This is a genomic window from Ureibacillus massiliensis 4400831 = CIP 108448 = CCUG 49529, assembly GCF_000772965.1.
Taxonomy (GTDB): Bacteria; Bacillota; Bacilli; order Bacillales_A; family Planococcaceae; genus Ureibacillus; species Ureibacillus massiliensis.
Genome location: NZ_JPVQ01000014.1, coordinates 44635 through 60613 on the forward strand (window position 1 = coordinate 44635; position 15979 = coordinate 60613).

18 protein-coding genes and 1 pseudogene are annotated in these 15979 nt (G+C 33.6%); 10 read left to right on the forward strand and 9 right to left on the reverse strand.

All coding sequences use genetic code 11. The annotated features are described in order from the left end of the window. Nucleotides 1–6 precede the first annotated feature (6 nt). Both hemH and hemE read right to left on the reverse strand, forming a co-directional pair. Nucleotides 7–939, reverse strand: a complete 933-nt coding sequence (hemH, locus tag CD30_RS09335) for a ferrochelatase (protein WP_036175779.1) — start codon at nucleotides 937–939, stop codon at nucleotides 7–9. An 18-nt stretch (nucleotides 940–957) separates the two neighbouring features. Next, complete coding sequence (gene hemE, locus CD30_RS09340) at nucleotides 958–2010, reverse strand: uroporphyrinogen decarboxylase (RefSeq protein ID WP_036175782.1); 1053 nt, start codon at nucleotides 2008–2010, stop codon at nucleotides 958–960. 417 nt (nucleotides 2011–2427) lie between these two features. Between hemE and CD30_RS09345 the strand changes: the two genes are divergently transcribed. Next, complete coding sequence (locus CD30_RS09345) at nucleotides 2428–2940, forward strand: antibiotic biosynthesis monooxygenase family protein (RefSeq protein ID WP_036175785.1); 513 nt, start codon at nucleotides 2428–2430, stop codon at nucleotides 2938–2940. A gap of 86 nt (nucleotides 2941–3026) precedes the next feature. Here the strand turns inward: CD30_RS09345 and CD30_RS09350 are convergent, their stop codons facing one another. Beyond that, entirely contained in the window at nucleotides 3027–4019 is a 993-nt protein-coding gene (locus tag CD30_RS09350; RefSeq protein WP_408056754.1) for an ornithine cyclodeaminase family protein, read from the reverse strand. Between the two features lie 21 nt (nucleotides 4020–4040). Then, nucleotides 4041–5368: pseudogene (locus tag CD30_RS09355) on the reverse strand (MFS transporter). A gap of 225 nt (nucleotides 5369–5593) precedes the next feature. Here CD30_RS09355 and CD30_RS09360 point away from each other — a divergent pair. Beyond that, nucleotides 5594–6091, forward strand: a complete 498-nt coding sequence (locus CD30_RS09360; RefSeq protein ID WP_036175791.1) for a helix-turn-helix domain-containing protein — start codon at nucleotides 5594–5596, stop codon at nucleotides 6089–6091. Nucleotides 6092–6140: 49 nt separating this feature from the next. Here the strand turns inward: CD30_RS09360 and CD30_RS09365 are convergent, their stop codons facing one another. Next, the gene (locus tag CD30_RS09365; protein ID WP_036175794.1) at nucleotides 6141–7334 is read right to left on the reverse strand and encodes an ABC transporter permease; all 1194 of its coding nucleotides are present in this window, start codon (nucleotides 7332–7334) and stop codon (nucleotides 6141–6143) included. Next, nucleotides 7327–8067 (reverse strand): ABC transporter ATP-binding protein, encoded by a 741-nt coding sequence (locus CD30_RS09370; protein WP_036175797.1) that lies wholly within the window; start codon nucleotides 8065–8067, stop codon nucleotides 7327–7329. Before CD30_RS09370 ends, CD30_RS09365 begins: the two co-directional genes overlap by 8 nt. Nucleotides 8068–8178: 111 nt before the next feature. Here CD30_RS09370 and CD30_RS09375 point away from each other — a divergent pair, with 111 nt between their 5' ends. The 6 genes from CD30_RS09375 to CD30_RS09400 all read left to right on the forward strand — a co-directional run bounded on the left by CD30_RS09375 (nucleotide 8179) and on the right by CD30_RS09400 (nucleotide 11495). Next, nucleotides 8179–8604 (forward strand): HIT family protein, encoded by a 426-nt coding sequence (locus CD30_RS09375; protein WP_036175800.1) that lies wholly within the window; start codon nucleotides 8179–8181, stop codon nucleotides 8602–8604. Nucleotides 8605–8767: 163 nt separating this feature from the next. After that, the gene (locus tag CD30_RS09380; protein ID WP_036175803.1) at nucleotides 8768–9298 is read left to right on the forward strand and encodes a tryptophan transporter; all 531 of its coding nucleotides are present in this window, start codon (nucleotides 8768–8770) and stop codon (nucleotides 9296–9298) included. A gap of 138 nt (nucleotides 9299–9436) precedes the next feature. After that, entirely contained in the window at nucleotides 9437–9802 is a 366-nt protein-coding gene (locus CD30_RS09385; RefSeq protein WP_036175806.1) for a YtxH domain-containing protein, read from the forward strand. A gap of 184 nt (nucleotides 9803–9986) precedes the next feature. Next, a complete protein-coding gene (locus CD30_RS09390) occupies nucleotides 9987–10553 on the forward strand; it encodes an HTH-type transcriptional regulator Hpr (RefSeq protein WP_170933651.1) in 567 nt (188 codons plus the stop codon). Between the two features lie 143 nt (nucleotides 10554–10696). Beyond that, nucleotides 10697–11242, forward strand: coding sequence for a DUF3267 domain-containing protein (locus tag CD30_RS09395; protein WP_036175812.1), 546 nt, complete (start codon nucleotides 10697–10699; stop codon nucleotides 11240–11242). Between the two features lie 67 nt (nucleotides 11243–11309). Further along, nucleotides 11310–11495 carry a hypothetical protein gene (locus CD30_RS09400; RefSeq protein ID WP_036175814.1) on the forward strand — a complete coding sequence of 62 codons (186 nt, stop codon included), beginning with the start codon at nucleotides 11310–11312 and terminating at the stop codon, nucleotides 11493–11495. A gap of 120 nt (nucleotides 11496–11615) precedes the next feature. Here the strand turns inward: CD30_RS09400 and CD30_RS19775 are convergent, their stop codons facing one another. Beyond that, on the reverse strand, nucleotides 11616–11723 hold the full coding sequence (locus tag CD30_RS19775) for a YjcZ family sporulation protein (protein WP_084077777.1): 108 nt from the start codon (nucleotides 11721–11723) through the stop codon (nucleotides 11616–11618). A 150-nt stretch (nucleotides 11724–11873) separates the two neighbouring features. Here CD30_RS19775 and CD30_RS09405 point away from each other — a divergent pair, with 150 nt between their 5' ends. Further along, the gene (locus CD30_RS09405) at nucleotides 11874–12746 is read left to right on the forward strand and encodes a peptidylprolyl isomerase (RefSeq protein ID WP_036175817.1); all 873 of its coding nucleotides are present in this window, start codon (nucleotides 11874–11876) and stop codon (nucleotides 12744–12746) included. Between the two features lie 40 nt (nucleotides 12747–12786). Here the strand turns inward: CD30_RS09405 and CD30_RS09410 are convergent, their stop codons facing one another. Further along, nucleotides 12787–13119 carry a zinc ribbon domain-containing protein YjdM gene (locus CD30_RS09410; RefSeq protein WP_036175821.1) on the reverse strand — a complete coding sequence of 111 codons (333 nt, stop codon included), beginning with the start codon at nucleotides 13117–13119 and terminating at the stop codon, nucleotides 12787–12789. Nucleotides 13120–13414: 295 nt separating this feature from the next. On the opposite strand from CD30_RS09410, the gene serC reads away from it, so the two are divergent. Beyond that, complete coding sequence (gene serC, locus CD30_RS09415) at nucleotides 13415–14512, forward strand: 3-phosphoserine/phosphohydroxythreonine transaminase (RefSeq protein ID WP_036175824.1); 1098 nt, start codon at nucleotides 13415–13417, stop codon at nucleotides 14510–14512. A 304-nt stretch (nucleotides 14513–14816) separates the two neighbouring features. Here the strand turns inward: serC and yhaM are convergent, their stop codons facing one another. After that, a complete protein-coding gene (gene yhaM, locus CD30_RS09420) occupies nucleotides 14817–15752 on the reverse strand; it encodes a 3'-5' exoribonuclease YhaM (protein WP_036175827.1) in 936 nt (311 codons plus the stop codon). Nucleotides 15753–15979: the final 227 nt, after the last annotated feature.

The following is a 15979-nucleotide window of genomic DNA, read 5'->3' on the forward strand; positions in this document are numbered from 1 at the left end:
CCTAAATTAGTTAGCTATTCTTCTAAAAATCGCATCCACCATCGCGTCGATAAATAATGGGTGTGTATTTGGCATAGGAGGTCTACGATAATTTGCACCTAATTCTTCACATACTACTTTACACTCATAATCATTATCATATAGTACTTCTAAATGTTCTGTTACAAAGCCTACAGGTACGTAAACAAATGAACGGAATCCTTTTTCTTCAAACAATTCACGTGTTAAATCTTGAACGTCTGGTCCTAACCAAGGTTCTGGTGTTTGACCAGCTGATTGCCAGCCTACTTCAACATTTTTCACACCAGTTGCATCTTTAATCAATTTTGCTGTAGCAAATAATTGATCTTCATATGGGTCACCAGATTGTTTGATTTTTTCCGGTAGAGAATGGTTTGAAACGATTAAACAAGCTTTTTCTCTTTCTTCTTCCGGCATTTCAGCAAATGCTGCATCCACAGCCTGTTTCCAATACTCGATAAATTTTGGTTCATCATACCATGCTTCTACAGAAGTTAATTTTAATGAGCTTCCTAATTTATCGATTGTTTCCTGTGCACGACCATTATATGTTTTGATAGAGAAGGTTGAGAAGTGTGGAGCAAGAACAATTGAAACTGCTTCTTCAATACCGTCTTTTACCATTGCTTCTACTGCATCTTCAATAAACGGCTCAATATGTTTTAAACCAATATATAATTTGTATTCCACTTCGTCCTGCACCTCGTTTAGACGTTCACAAAGTGCCTGAGCTTGTTTTTCTGTCATTTTCGCAAGTGGAGATAACCCTCCAATTGCTTTATAACGACTTTTCAAATCTTCTATATGTTCTTCAGATGGTTTACGACCATGTCGAATATGTGTGTAATATCTTTCGATGTCTTCTTCTTTGTATGGCGTTCCGTATGCCATTACTAGTAGTCCATGAACTGGTTTCAATGTTTTCACCTCAAAATATTATTGTCCTAGTTGAGCAACTTTTTCTCTACTATAATCATGTATAAATGTTGTTAGTCGTTTTAAAACTGCTGGATCCACTTCCGGGAACACACCGTGGCCCAAATTAAAAATATGACCAGGTATTTCAAGACCTTGATCAATAATATCTCTCGCACGTTGTTCAATCACTGACCAATTTGCAAGTAATAAAGTTGGATCTAAGTTTCCTTGAACAGCTTTTGTAACGCCCATTTCACGAGCTTTTCGAATCGGCATACGCCAATCTAATCCTAATACATCAATCGGAAGGTCATTCCATTCATTAACTAAATGACTTGCCCCTACTCCAAATAATATTAATGGTACATTTTCTTTTTGTAATTCTGCAAATATTCTAGTCATAATCGGTTTAATAAACACACGATAATCTTCAACGCTTAAAGCGCCAACCCAAGAATCAAATATTTGAATTGCTTTTGCTCCTGCCTCCACTTGCGCAGTAATATCTGCAATGACCATATCGCCTAACTTATCCATTAAGGCAAACCATGCAACTGGCTCTGACACCATAAAGGATTTTGTTTTCGCATAGTTTCTTGAAGGTCCTCCTTCAATCATATAGCTAGCTAGTGTAAATGGTGCACCCGCAAATCCGATTAAAGGTACATTTAGCTGTTCTTCCGTTAGTAATTTAATTGTTTCCAAAACAAAAGGTGTATGCGCTTTCGGGTTAAATTCACCTAGGCGTTCAATATCCTTCATTGAACGAATTGGGTTTGAAATTACCGGTCCAACTCCTGCTTTAATTTTCACATCTACACCAATCCCAGGAAGTGGCGTTACAATATCTTTATATAAAATTGCAGCATCAACGTCATAATTTTCAACAGGTAGACGTGTCACATATGCGCACAATTCTGGTTGATGTGTAATTTCTTCTAAAGAGTATTTTTCTTTAATCGCTCTGTATTCAGGCTGTGAACGACCCGCCTGTCGCATATACCAAACAGGTGTATATTCCGTTCGTTCCCCTCTTGCAGCACGCAATAATGTGTCATTAATTGCTCTCATTTTAAACTATTTCCTTCCCTCAAAGTTTCAATGAAATTTAGTAATAATGCTTGAAAACTCATTTTTATTCTAACTTTTAAGTTAAACCTACTTTTTTCTACTTACCATTGTTATCCGTTCTCCAATATAAACTTTTCCTATTATATTGTATAGTTTTATGGACTAAATGTCATAAAATTGTTCATTAATTAGTAACAATTCTGTTTCATTTTACTATACAAAAAACTCAATTTAATTGAAATATGATGCAAAATATCGAACTAAATCATAGCGAATATTGACACCCAAGAAATTAACAGTACAAAAGGATTAAATGTGGATACAAGACTTATTCTATCCAATTAGAATATAATATCGGTGAGTTGATTTTATTTTATGACAAATTACTTGATATTCATTGGATCGGAGGTTAAACAAGTGTACTTATATCTTACTTTTGGCACACCTGATTACATGGAGAAAATATTAAAACAACATGAAAATGAAACAATGTTTATTTTATATGGGTCAGACAAAACCGCGCTACTCCATGAAACTGAAGGGAAAACCGTATTTACTACACCACGTAAGTTTGAGGTAATCGATTCTGTTAATGACATTCAACAAAAGGGATACTTTGTATTCAACAATATTCCTGTGGCTGATGAGGGGCGTCCAATTTTCGAACAACGTTTCCTCAACCGATCAAGAGATATCGAAAAAATGAACGGTTTTGTTGCATTTCGACTATTACGTCCGATTAAAGATGATACTTATATTGTGTTAACACAATGGGAAAATAAACAGGCTTTTGATGCATGGAAACAATCAAAATCCTTTGCAAATGCACATGCAAAGCCTGCTACTGCTACTGGCATAAAAAAACAAAATATTTTCAATGCAGCTAGTTACGTAACGACATTTTCTGGAAAGCTTCCCGATAAAAAGTAAACATACAGTAACGCCCTCCCCTTCTCAAAGCTGGCGTCAAATACAAAAAGGACCAGAATTTTTAAAGCTTTCTGGTCCCCCTATTTTTACACTTCAATTGCTAACCCTTTATTTAAATCTATCGCTTTTTTATAGACACCTTTTGCTACGGCTAAATCGTAATAGGATGCTCCGACTGATTTAAAGAAGGTGATTTCTTCTTTATTTTCTCTGCCTTTTAATTGCCCACTAACTAATGATTCTAGTTCACCATACACACTGGTGAATGACCATACTCCATTTTCCTCAGCATCTATTAATTCTCCCGCTTCGTCTTTTGCACCATGAATGTCATCAACGACAATTTTCGAAGACTTTGAAATGGTCGTTCGATCAATCTCATGCATATGAGGCAAATAGGAGCCTACACCATTCACATGCGTTCCTGGTCTTAAAAACTTGCCATCAAACACTGGTGTATTCGATTTTGTTGCACAGCATACAATATCTGCGCTACTAACAGCTTCATTCACACTTGATGCAATTACAATTGGAATATCTACGCCAAATCCTTTTAATTTTTCACTAAATTGATGTGCTTTTTCAATTGTTCTGTTAAATAAAAGGAGTTGATTGATATTTCGAATAGCTAAAACACCGATAGTTTGTTCAAAAGCCATTTCACCTGTGCCAATTACCGTTAATATATTAGCATCTTTTCTTGCAAGTGAATCGGTTGCTAAGGCAGTCATTGCACCTGTTCGAAGTCTTGTTAAATAGGAAGCATTCATGACTGCAAGATGTTCCCCATTTTCAGTACTTGTTAATACAATAATACCTTGTGTTGTAGGGAGCCCCTTTGATGGGTTGTTAGGGAAAATCGTAACAACCTTTACTGCCGCCACATCATTTTCTAAATCAGCACTCGGCATATAAATGGATGTTGCACCCTTCTGCGGAAACTCCAATACTGTTCGATGTGGCGATTGCACCTTACTTTCTACTTTCGCTAATAGAGTATCTCGTACATCCTTTATGGCATCTTTCATATGGTAAAAACTCATAATCTCTTTTTGATTTAGAACGATCAATTGACACACCCCGATGACATTAAAATTTTTTTAATTTATTACTGTAGTTTCATTGTTTTCTACTATGGATTTTTCTATTGAATTCTCCTCTTCGAACTCATCTAGCTCTTGATTGCTCTTCTCTTTTACCGCCCAAACTGCCAACAATGAAATAAGAGAAGTCAAAATAATATACAACGCTACTGGGATATAGGAATTGTGAACTGTACAAGTAGTGCAGTCGCCACTAACGGCGCTGTACCACCTGCAACAGCCGCACCAATTTGATAACCTAAAGATACTCCAGTATAACGAACTTTCGCATCAAAAATTTCAGAAAACATCGTACCTAACACAGCTGTAATCGGTGCCCAAATAATCCCCAATCCTAAAATTGTAGCTATTAGCAAAGTTGCAAAGGTTCTTTGTTCTAATAACCAGAAATACGGGAATGCATAGAGTAGCATCGCAACTGTTCCAAAAATGTAAACCTTCTTACGGCCAAACTTGTCAGAAAGCCCACCCATAAACGGCATAAGAATTGTTGTAATAATTGTAGCAATCATGACCGCTACCAATACTTCCGTGTTAGAGAACCCTAAATTGTTCGTACCATAAGAAACGATGAAGGTAGCAAAAATGTAAAATGGCGCTGTTTCTACAACTTTACCACCTACTGCAATAAATACTTCCTTCCATTGAGTTTTAAAAATATCAACGATTGGCAATTTAGGTATATTTCCAGATTCTTGTACCTTTTTAAAGGATGGTGTCTCATCAAGTCCTTTACGTATCCAAAGCCCAAAAACAACTAATAATGCACTAGCAATGAAAGGTATTCTCCAGCCCCATGCTACAAAGGCTTCAGGTGAAACAACGGAAGTAATAAAGGTTAATGCCCCAGACCCTAGAAACATCCCGATTGTTACCCCCATCTGTGGGAAGGCACCAAAAAAGCCACGTTTGTCTTTAGGGGCATATTCAACCGCAAGTAATACTGATCCTCCCCATTCACCCCCGATACCAATACCTTGTATTAATCGCAGTGTAATTAAAAGTATAGGAGCAGCAACACCAATCGCTTCATAAGTCGGGAGTAGTCCCATTAAAACTGTTGCAACTCCCATTATTGTGAGTGTTAAAACAAGTGTTTTTTTCCGTCCAATTCTATCCCCAATATGACTGAAAATGATTCCACCTAACGGACGAATAAAGAATGCTAAAGCAAATGATGCATAGGCCAACATTAAACCAACAGTCGGATCCTCAGCTGCAAAGAACATTTGGTTAAATACCAGTGCGGCAACAGTACCATAAAGGAAATAATCAAACCATTCAATCGAACTACCTACTAAACTAGCGATCCAAACTCTCGTCATTTGACTTTTACTCACAATAATCCTCCTTATTTTTTATAAATTGAAGTGCTACTTTAATTTTTGGATAAAAAAATAAATAAAATTGCGGTGAATTAAAGCAACACTTTAAATCTACAATTAAATTATTATTCTATTCTTATTTTTCAGTCAATATTTTAATTTTAGTTTGAGTATAAAATAATACTAGAGTATAATTTTTTTAATTATTTTTTAGGATGTGTTCGTATGACAATTGGTGAACAGCTACGATATTTAAGAAAAACACATAAAATGACCTTGAAAACTCTTTCTGAAAAAACAGGTGTTTCCATAAGCTTCTTATCACAGGTTGAAAGGAATAAATGCAATGTGACATTGGAGTCATTAAGGAAAATAAGTGATGCCCTTAATGTTAATCCAAGTATATTTTTCGCTAACAGTAAACATGATAGTTCAACTAATAATTTTCCCTTTTTTTATGAAGACTTATCAAAGAATATTAAAGGTGCATCCTTCCATCCAATTCTCGTAACTCTCCAACCAAAAGAAAATCAAGGCACTGAATTTACCCATTTTGGCCATGAATTTATTTATGTTTTATCTGGTGTCCTAACTGTTTCAATTGAAGGGAAAATATACGAATTAAATGAAAGGGATTCCATTATGCTAGATTCAAGCAAAAATCATTACTGGTGGAATAGTAGTAATACAGATGTTCAATTTATCCTTGTTTCAACTCTATAAATGAAAAATCCTAATCGTAAGAAAGACTCTTATGATTAGGATTTTTCCATTATTGATTTGGATTTTTTGTTAAATAAAATGTAAGCTCACTTATTAACAATATTAAAAGTGGTGGTACATAAAAAAGCGCATCTCCAATAGAACATAATAAAACAATCACTGCCTGTATAACTATGAAAACACGAATTAATTTTTGTACAGCTTTTACTCTGGAATCTTTTGCTATAGGGAAAAGCATGTCCATTCGAAAATCACTAGAGGACAACAGAGCGTATTTTAATTGAATTGTAGTAGCAAATGCTAATGCAGCAGTGACGATTAATATTACTATTGGAATTTCCACAAATGCTGCAACGAGGGCAGAAATTGCCGTAAGTCTTACCCATAAGTAAAAATGATCATCTGTTCGTACAAAAGTGCGGAATACTAAATAACCTTGTGTATTGTTTTTTGTGTAAGGCACAAAGAAATAAATAAAATTCAACCAAGAGCGTTTACGAATCGCACCTTTTAAATGAGGAACATCTGTAAAATAATTCGCAAATCGATAAAATGCCTTCATCCGATTTTCTTCTAGTTTTACAAAATGCTCATACGGAATAGGTTGCTCCTTCACGCTACGTTTCCAACTAAAATAATAAAATATTAGTAAAGCCAGATATAACAGGGTAAGTGGATAAAATTCCGTTAAAATCGTTTGTATCGCTAAAATTGAAAAAACAATTCGAATGAAACGATCGAGTATTACGTTTTTCCCCCGTATTGCATACCTGAAATTAAATTCAATTTGAACGTTTAAATATTTCAACACAATGACTAATGCTAACCCAATCCAGACTTGTGTTGGTGTTAACTCAGTCACCTTATTGAGTAATGGAATTCCAATAATATAAACAACTGAAACGGTTAAAATTTGAGACCAAAATGTCCAATTTAGTGCTTTTTTAAAATAATTCTCCATTTCCAGCTCTAAAGGTAATAAATACACCTGATCAGGCTCTCGAAGCAATGTGACAGGGCGACTAAAACCTAAAATTAGCCCAACAATGATTGCGATTAACCATTCAGCAGGAAATTGATTTTCAACGATTTTTAGCCATTCACTATATTGATATCCAACTGCCCCTATGACAAATACCATCACCAAAGCCAAATGCCCAGTAAAAACGAAGCGCATATATTTTTGGACTTCATTGAGATAATATTGAAACCTTTTCGCCCAAACATGTGACAAACTATTCATTGTCTTGCTCCTTCGTCATGGCAATGTACAAATCATCCAGTGTAGCATTTGGCATTTGAAAGGCATTTCTTAAATCATCCATCGTTCCTTGCGCACGAACTCGTCCTTCATGAAGTAATATAATGCGATCACAATGTTTTTCAGCAGTCGATAAAATGTGTGTTGACATTAGTATAGAAGCGCCTTCTTTTTTCTTGTTATCCATTTGATCTAGCAAAGATTGTATCCCTAATGGGTCAAGGCCAACAAATGGTTCGTCAATAATATAAAGCAGTGGCTCAACTAAAAATGCACACATAATCATTACTTTTTGTCGCATCCCTTTTGAAAAATGAGATGGGAACCAATTAAGACGCTTTTCCATACGAAATTCTTTTAATAATTGCTCAGAACGTTCCTTCATCGTCTTTTCGTCTATTCCATAAGCCATTGCTGTTAATTCTAAATGTTCCTTCAATGTTAGCTCATCATATAAAACTGGGGTTTCTGGAATATATGAAAATGATGAACGATAGGTTTCAATATCATCCTTTAAAGAGATGCCATTGATTTTAATATGACCTTTTTGTGGAATTAATGTTCCAATGATATGTTTGATTGTGGTACTTTTCCCAGCACCATTCAACCCTATTAGCCCCACCAATTCTCCTTGTTTAATGGTAAAAGATAAGTTATTAATTACTGGTTTCCGAGTATAGCCACCTGTTACATCTGTTAATTCTAGCAATGCCATTTTTTTCACTCCTATCCTTATATTTAGTTTAACAAAAAATGTGAATGTAATCAGTTAACATATGCTAAACTTATAATTATTACTAAAACTTGTCATGAGAGGATGTTTTATATGTCTGATTGCATTTTCTGTAAAATAATTGATGGTTCCATACCAAGCACAAAAGTTTATGAGGATGACCATGTGTTAGCGTTCATGGATGTGTCACCACTTACGAAAGGTCATACACTTTTAATTCCAAAACAACATGTAAAAGACATCTTTGAAATGCCTGAAGATGTTGCAAGAAATTTGTATGCTGTTGCTCCTAAAATTGCTGGTGCAATAAAATCAGCATTTAATCCTGTTGGCATGAATACGTTAAATAATAACGGAGCTTTTGCAGGTCAAACTGTATTCCATTATCATTTACATTTTATCCCTCGCTACGATGAAACAGATGGATTAAAAATGAAATGGGAAACAAAACAAAGTGAATTCACTTTCGATGTCTTAGGTACAGTCGCAGAAAAAATTAAAGAAAATTTAAATGCCTAATTTAATAATAGAAAATCTCTATACTATTCTATTAAATTAGGTTGCAAAATATTTATATAACAATTAAAATCATGAATAACTATATTTCGCTAACGGTTACGAGAACACGTTAGGAAATGTAAGACAGGCAAATAGCTTAGAATAGCTTAGAGGAGAGAGAAAAATGAATACAAAGAATCTTGTAATAATGGCGTTATTAGTAGGGGTTGGCACAGTGTTATACTTTGTCATTCCTGGCTACGGTGGAGGAATGAAACCAGACTTTATGGTTTTAATGATGTTCATCGGAATTTTATTATTCCCAACATTTAAGGAAATGTTTGTACTATCAATTTCTACCGGTGTGTTATCTGGTTTATTTTCAACGTTCCCTGGAGGATTTGTTCCAAATATCATTGATAAATTAATAACTGGTATCGTATTTTTAGTAGTTGTTCTATTATTAAAACATTTAGTAACAAATCTTATCGTTTCCACTTTACTTGTCGGATTAGGTACGATTTTATCTGGAACAATCTTTTTAATTTCAGCAATACTAATTGCAAATTTACCACCAGAATCATTTGCTGCTTTATTTGTAACTGTAGTATTAGTAACAGGTGGTTTAAATGCTCTAGCATTTTTCATCATCTATCCAATTATTACAAACATCTTAAAACGATCAAAATTCATTACCGCAGCAACTCAGGCATAATCAAACGAATTTTTAAAGAAGCTATCTAATTTATTTAGATAGCTTCTTTTTCTTTACATTTTCATAGTATAATTTAGCTGTTAGGAATTATAATTTTGGCAATGACTACACATAGTATCTTGTAAGGAGCTGGATGAAATGAAAACGAAAACTTTTTTATTAGGGGTAACTGCTGGATTAGTCGGAGGACTTACTGCAGCCATTTTAACTGCACCACAATCAGGTGATCAACTTCGTTCAAATATATCAAGAAATACAAAAATAGCTAAAGATAATGTAAACGATTTAATACAAAAAACAGCATCTCTCAAAGTAGCTGTTGTTCAATTGAAAAATGAAGTGAAAAATAATATCCCTAATATAATATCGGACTTAAAACAGTCCATTACCAAATATAGCCACGAAATCGAACCCGGTGCAATAAAATTAAAACAGGAATTAGAAGGTTTACAGAATTCCATTGCAGAAATCGAGAAAAATTTAGACAAAATCAACAAGAAATAGTATTTTTTGAATTTTTCAAATTGTGTAAAATTACCTACATTTAACGTTCTCGATATCAATTTATTATCTTTTTTTATGAAAAAATAACATTTTTTAATCAGAATTCAATTATTCTATTTTTCTAACTTTAAACTTTTTTCTTTTATTGCTATAATATTTTAAAATGCCATGAAAGTAGAAGGTGATTTCTTTGTCTGAAGAATCTTATACATTAAAAGAAGCAATGCTTTATAGTCAAAGAATTGGACATTTATCAAAAGCTTTATGGAAAGCTGTTGAAAAAGACTGGCAACTTTGGATTAAACCATTTGACTTAAATATCAACGAACACCATATTTTGTGGATTTCTCATCATTTAAAAGGGGCATCTATATCAGATGTTGCTAGATTTGGTGTGATGCATGTTTCCACTGCATTTAACTTTTCTAAGAAATTAGAGGAGCGAGGATATTTAAAATTCTCTAAACGTGATGACGACAAACGAAATACTTACATTGAACTTACTGAAGCTGGAGCTGAACTAATCGTTCAGATGAATAAATGTTATCTTGATACACCACATTCTATTCTTGATGGCTCTCTTCCATTAAAAGAATTGTATGGTAGATTCCCAGAGTTTCTTGATGTAATGGCTGTTATTCGAAATATTTACGGCGATGATTTTGTAGAAATTTTCGAGCGTTCCTTCAAAAATTACAACGAAGTTTTTGATAATATGCACGAGAAAGAAAAGGAAATAATCGCCAGATAGATTTTGAGTGTTTATATAACACTCTTTTTTTATTTATAGAATCAAATTACATATATTTTTAAATAACTATCCAACGAAAGTGGCATAACTTTGCTTTTTCCTTTAAAATATTTTTACTAACAAGTAAAAAAGGAGCCATTTCGATGCATTGTTGGAAAACAATCAACATAAAACATGAATACGGGACAACTCGACTAACTTTGTGGGCAATTATTGTTTTTATACTTGTATTTTCATTCTCTTTTATATTCTTTGGGTATTTTGATCCGATACAGTATACCGATAATTATGTTTGGTTGTTTTTCTTAATTGTCCTATTTCTATACCCCATTCATAAGTTTATTCATTATTTTTCACTATTTAAATATCGCAAAAATGTCCGTTTAAAAATAAAAATTGACTATCGATTTGTTCCCATTATTCGTATGCGATTAACGGAAATTATTCCTAAAACACACTATATTTTCGTGTTAATTCTACCTTTTTTACTTATAAATTCTATATTGATTTATGTAGCCTATTCCTTTCCACAATACACACATTATTCGTGCTTATTGCTTGGATGTCATTGCAGTATTTGTTTAATCGACATACTATATGTTAAAAATTTGTTGCGTGCACCACGCAATGCCATGATTGAAGAAACACCTAGAGGCTATGAAATTTTAGTACCTCCAAATATCCAATAATCTCTAACTTGTCACTGGAACTATCCTTTGATATGCTAAAATGAAGCGAAAGAGGGGAGGAATAGACTTGCTACTTTTAGTGATAGTGCTATTCTCATTATTTTACTTATTCCAAATAAATCGAATGACTTATGCACTAGTAGTGCAAAAGGAAATTCCTGAAGAAAAGCATTCTAAAATATTCCGTACAATTAATGTACTGATTACTATCTTACTTGTATCTTTTTATGTTGAGGTTTCTTTAGCAATGTAACAGATTGAAATTCGATCTTTTTGTTAATGTTATTATTAGCATTGAAAAGAGCTAAAGGCATCTATCTGCCTCTAGCTCTACATCTAAGTTTGCATACCCTATTTTATGTTTTATTCTAAATTAGTAGATGAACGCTGCACCAACGATAATCAATAAGATGAACAAAACAACTAATAGCGCAAAACCAGAACCAGCTCCGTAACCGCCGCCGCTATAAGAACTGCCCATTCCGAACACCTCCTTTCTAACAGCTATATTATGCGGAGATGTTCATGAATCTTAGGCAATAAACTAATCACGGGCAACCATTTTGTTTTTTCTTCGTTTATGTTATAGTATCTAATGCATTTATTATGAAGTTAGGAGAGTTAAATACAAATGAAAAAAACATTATTAGCAATTGGACTAGCTTCTTCTGTATTCACCCTTGCTGCATGTAACAACAATACAGAAGATAATGCAGCTGATGAGGTAGTTGTTTCAACATCTTACGGTGAAATTACAAAGGATGAATTCTACAAAGAGTTAAAAACTATGGCTGGGCCAAAATTGCTTGAACAATTAGTCGTTAAACAAGTATTAGAAAATACTTACGAAGTTTCCGAAGAAGATTTAAATAAAGAGTTTGATTCATTTAAAGAAATGTACGGCGAATCGTATAATTCCGTTTTAGAAATGTACGGTTACACTGAAGAAGCTTATAAAGATGAGCTTAAATTTGGATTACTTACACAAAAACTATCTGAAGAAGTGCAATCAAGCATTACTGATGAAGAACTACAAAATTACTACGATCAAGGTAAATATGAACTAAATGCACGTCATATTTTAGTAAAAGATAAAGATAAAGCCGATGAAATTTACAAAAAACTTCAAGATGGTGAAGATTTCGCTACATTAGCGAGTGAAAACAGTGTTGATACTGGCACTGCTGCAAATGGTGGAGAGCTAGGCTGGTTCTCTGTTGGTCAAATGGTTACTGAATTTAATGATGCTGCATACGCACTTGAATTAAATACAATTAGTGAGCCTGTTAAATCTTCATATGGATATCATATCATTGAAGTAACAGATAAACGTGAAGTTGCAGATTACCCTACATTTGAAGAGAAAAAAGAAGAAATTCGTCAAACTTTAATTTCTCAAAAATCAAATACAAAATTAATGGAATTAGTTAAAGCTGCAAATGTTGACATCAAAGATGCTGATTTACAAGATACACTTGATGCTTACATGCCAACTGAAGAATAATATAAAAAACGCGTAAACCAATGAGTTTACGCGTTTTCTATTAGATTTTTTTTACAAATTCTGATTTCAGCTGCATAGCTCCAAATCCGTCAATTTTACAATCAATATTATGATCGCCATCAACTAAGCGGATGTTCTTCACTTTTGTTCCTTGTTTTAATGCTTGTGAGCTTCCTTTAACCTTTAAATCCTTAATAACCGAAACAGTATCACCATCGGATAAAATGTTGCCATTTGCGTCCTTTACAACAAATTCAGTTGACTCTATTTGCTCTTCTTCATTCCATTCGTGCGCACATTCAGGGCAAATATAGTTTGTTCCATCCTCATACGTATATTCAGAATTACATTTTGGGCAGTTAGGTAAATTCACTTTATTTCCTCCAATATTTTATTGCATATACTATTTGTTAATAGCATAATCCTCTTCTAGTATAAATGATATTTGAGGTTTTTTTTACTGAAGTTACAAATTTCTTAATTATAAAATAAATTTTTTCACACAAATAACACTCTTTGTTATATAGTAATGATTAAATTAATTAGTAATTTTAAGATTTTTTCTCTTCGAAATTTTGTAATTACTAATTAAATGCCTTTTTGCCATTTTTCAAAAAAGGGTTTATTATCAAACATGAAGTAAGTATTTTATGTCAAGGAGTGTTAACATGAGTACAACTAACAAACGAGCTTATAATTTTAATGCAGGACCTTCTGCGTTACCATTAGAAGTACTAGAAAAAGCACAGCAAGAATTAGTAAATTACAATGGTTCTGGCATGTCCATTATGGAGATGAGCCATCGTAGTAAAGACTATGATGCAGTTCATAATGAAGCTATCGCTAGACTTAAAAAATTATTCTCTATCCCTGAAAATTACGAAGTACTTTTCCTTCAAGGTGGAGCAAGCCTTCAATTTACAATGGTACCGATGAACTTCTTAACAGAAGGAAAAACTGCAAGCTACGTATTAACTGGGTCATGGTCTGAAAAAGCACTTAAAGAAGCAAAACTTTTTGGACAACCAGTTGAAGCAGCAAGCTCTAAAGAAAATAAATACCGAAACATCCCTGCTTTAAATGACATCAAATTTAATGCAGATGATGCTTATGTACACTTAACATCAAATAACACAATCTATGGTACTGAATGGGTTGAATTCCCTGACACTGGTGATGTTCCATTAGTTGCAGATATGTCTAGTGACATTCTTTCTAGACCTGTAGATGTTAGTAAATTTGGCATCATTTATGCTGGTGCACAAAAGAATTTAGGTCCATCAGGCGTAACTGTTGTCATTATTCGTAAAGACCTTTTAGAAAAAGCCAATACAAACATTCCGACAATGTTAAAATACACAACTCATGCAGATTCAAACTCTTTATATAACACACCACCTGCATTCGGTATTTATATGTTAGGTGAAGTTTTAAAATGGGTTGAAAACCAAGGCGGATTAGAAGCAGTTCAAAAACGCAATGAAGAAAAAGCGAAATTAATCTATGATGTAATTGATAGCAGCAATGGATTCTATAAAGGTCATGCTACTCCAGAATCTCGCTCTTTAATGAATATTACATTTAGAGTAGCGGACGAAGAGTTAGAAAAGAAATTCCTAGCTGAAGCTAAAGAAGCAGGCTTCGTTGGATTAAACGGACACCGTTCAGTTGGTGGTTGTCGCGCATCTGCATATAACGCTGTCCCTGTAGAAACTTGTAAAGCATTAGCTGATTTCATGGTTGAATTCCAAAATAAAAATCAATAAGAACTCATAAAGACTTCGGCACTAGTTGCGAAGTCTTTTTTTTTCTTAAAAATAGGTACTTAGACTAAAATTTTTTAATTCTAAAGAATCTAGATTTTTATCACAAAAAAAGAGATAGTATTTATAGTAAGTGTTTAAAGAGTAGTGTTTAATCCTCCTTCTTATAAATGCATAGTAATAGTACAAAGATAGCGGCTCCTACAATGGAGTCGCTATCTTTGGTTTTCAATAGATTTTATACTTGATATAAAATAAGGGACTAAATAGATTTAGCTCACTAGCTCACCCATTTAGTCCCTTTTATTTAAATTATCGGCTTATAGAATGAACGATTGTCTAATGCAAATAGACGTTCTGTAAACTCACCTGGCTTTGTTTTGCCCAATGCTCTTGTTAGCATATTCATTTTCGCATCGATATTATCAATGTAATGCAGAATTTCTGCTTCTTGAATCATCGGCTTTTTAGGGCTTCCCCACTCTTCTTTTCCATGGTGGGATAATACGATATGTTTCAGTAGTACTACTTCTTCTCCATCGATATTTAACTCTTCAGCAGCTTGGCCAATCTCATCAACCATAATCGAAATATGACCAAGTAAATTCCCCTCTACCGTATAAGTTGTTGCAATAGGACCTGATAGTTCTTTTACTTTCCCAATATCGTGTAAAATAACTCCCGCATAAATCAAATCTCGATTTAATGTAGGATATAAATCACAAATTGCTTTACCTAAACGTAGCATTGAAACAACATGATCTAGTAAGCCTGACGCATAGTCATGATGATTTTTTGTTGCTGCTGGAAAAACCAATATATCTGCTTGATATTTTTTTATAATATGTCTTGTAATCCTAGATATGTGAGGATTTTTTATTTCAAAGAAATATTGAGTTAGCTCCTCATAAAGCTCCTCTTTCGGAGTAGAAGCTGAAGGAACTAAATCATTAATACTAATACCATCTTCTGGTTTTGCTATTCTGATTTGTTTTATACGAAGTTGATTTTTCCCACGATAATCGTGTATTTCGCCACCAACACGAACAATTACCTCTGCTTTATACATCTGTTCATGTTCTTCGTTGGTATCCCAAAGCTTTGCTTCTATATCTCCACTTTTATCTTGCAGCACAAGTGACATAAATGGTTTCCCAACGGTTGTTACACCCTTTGTCGCTTGTTTAATTAATAAAAATTGATCAACTTGTTCCCCGGCCTGGAGTTTAGTAATTCCTTCCACTAGAAGTCACTCCTTTTTAATCAACTAGACTCTATATTTATAAATCTATCATTCTCTCATATTGTATCATTTGTTGACAATCCTTTGTGAGGAAAACCATATTTTTATTGAGGATTTCACGAAATTTTTACATATATTTTTCCAACTCAAGTATATTTTTCTATGAATTTAATAGGATTATTATGTATAATTTCCTTAGCGTATTATTATTTCGAAAGTAGGGATTT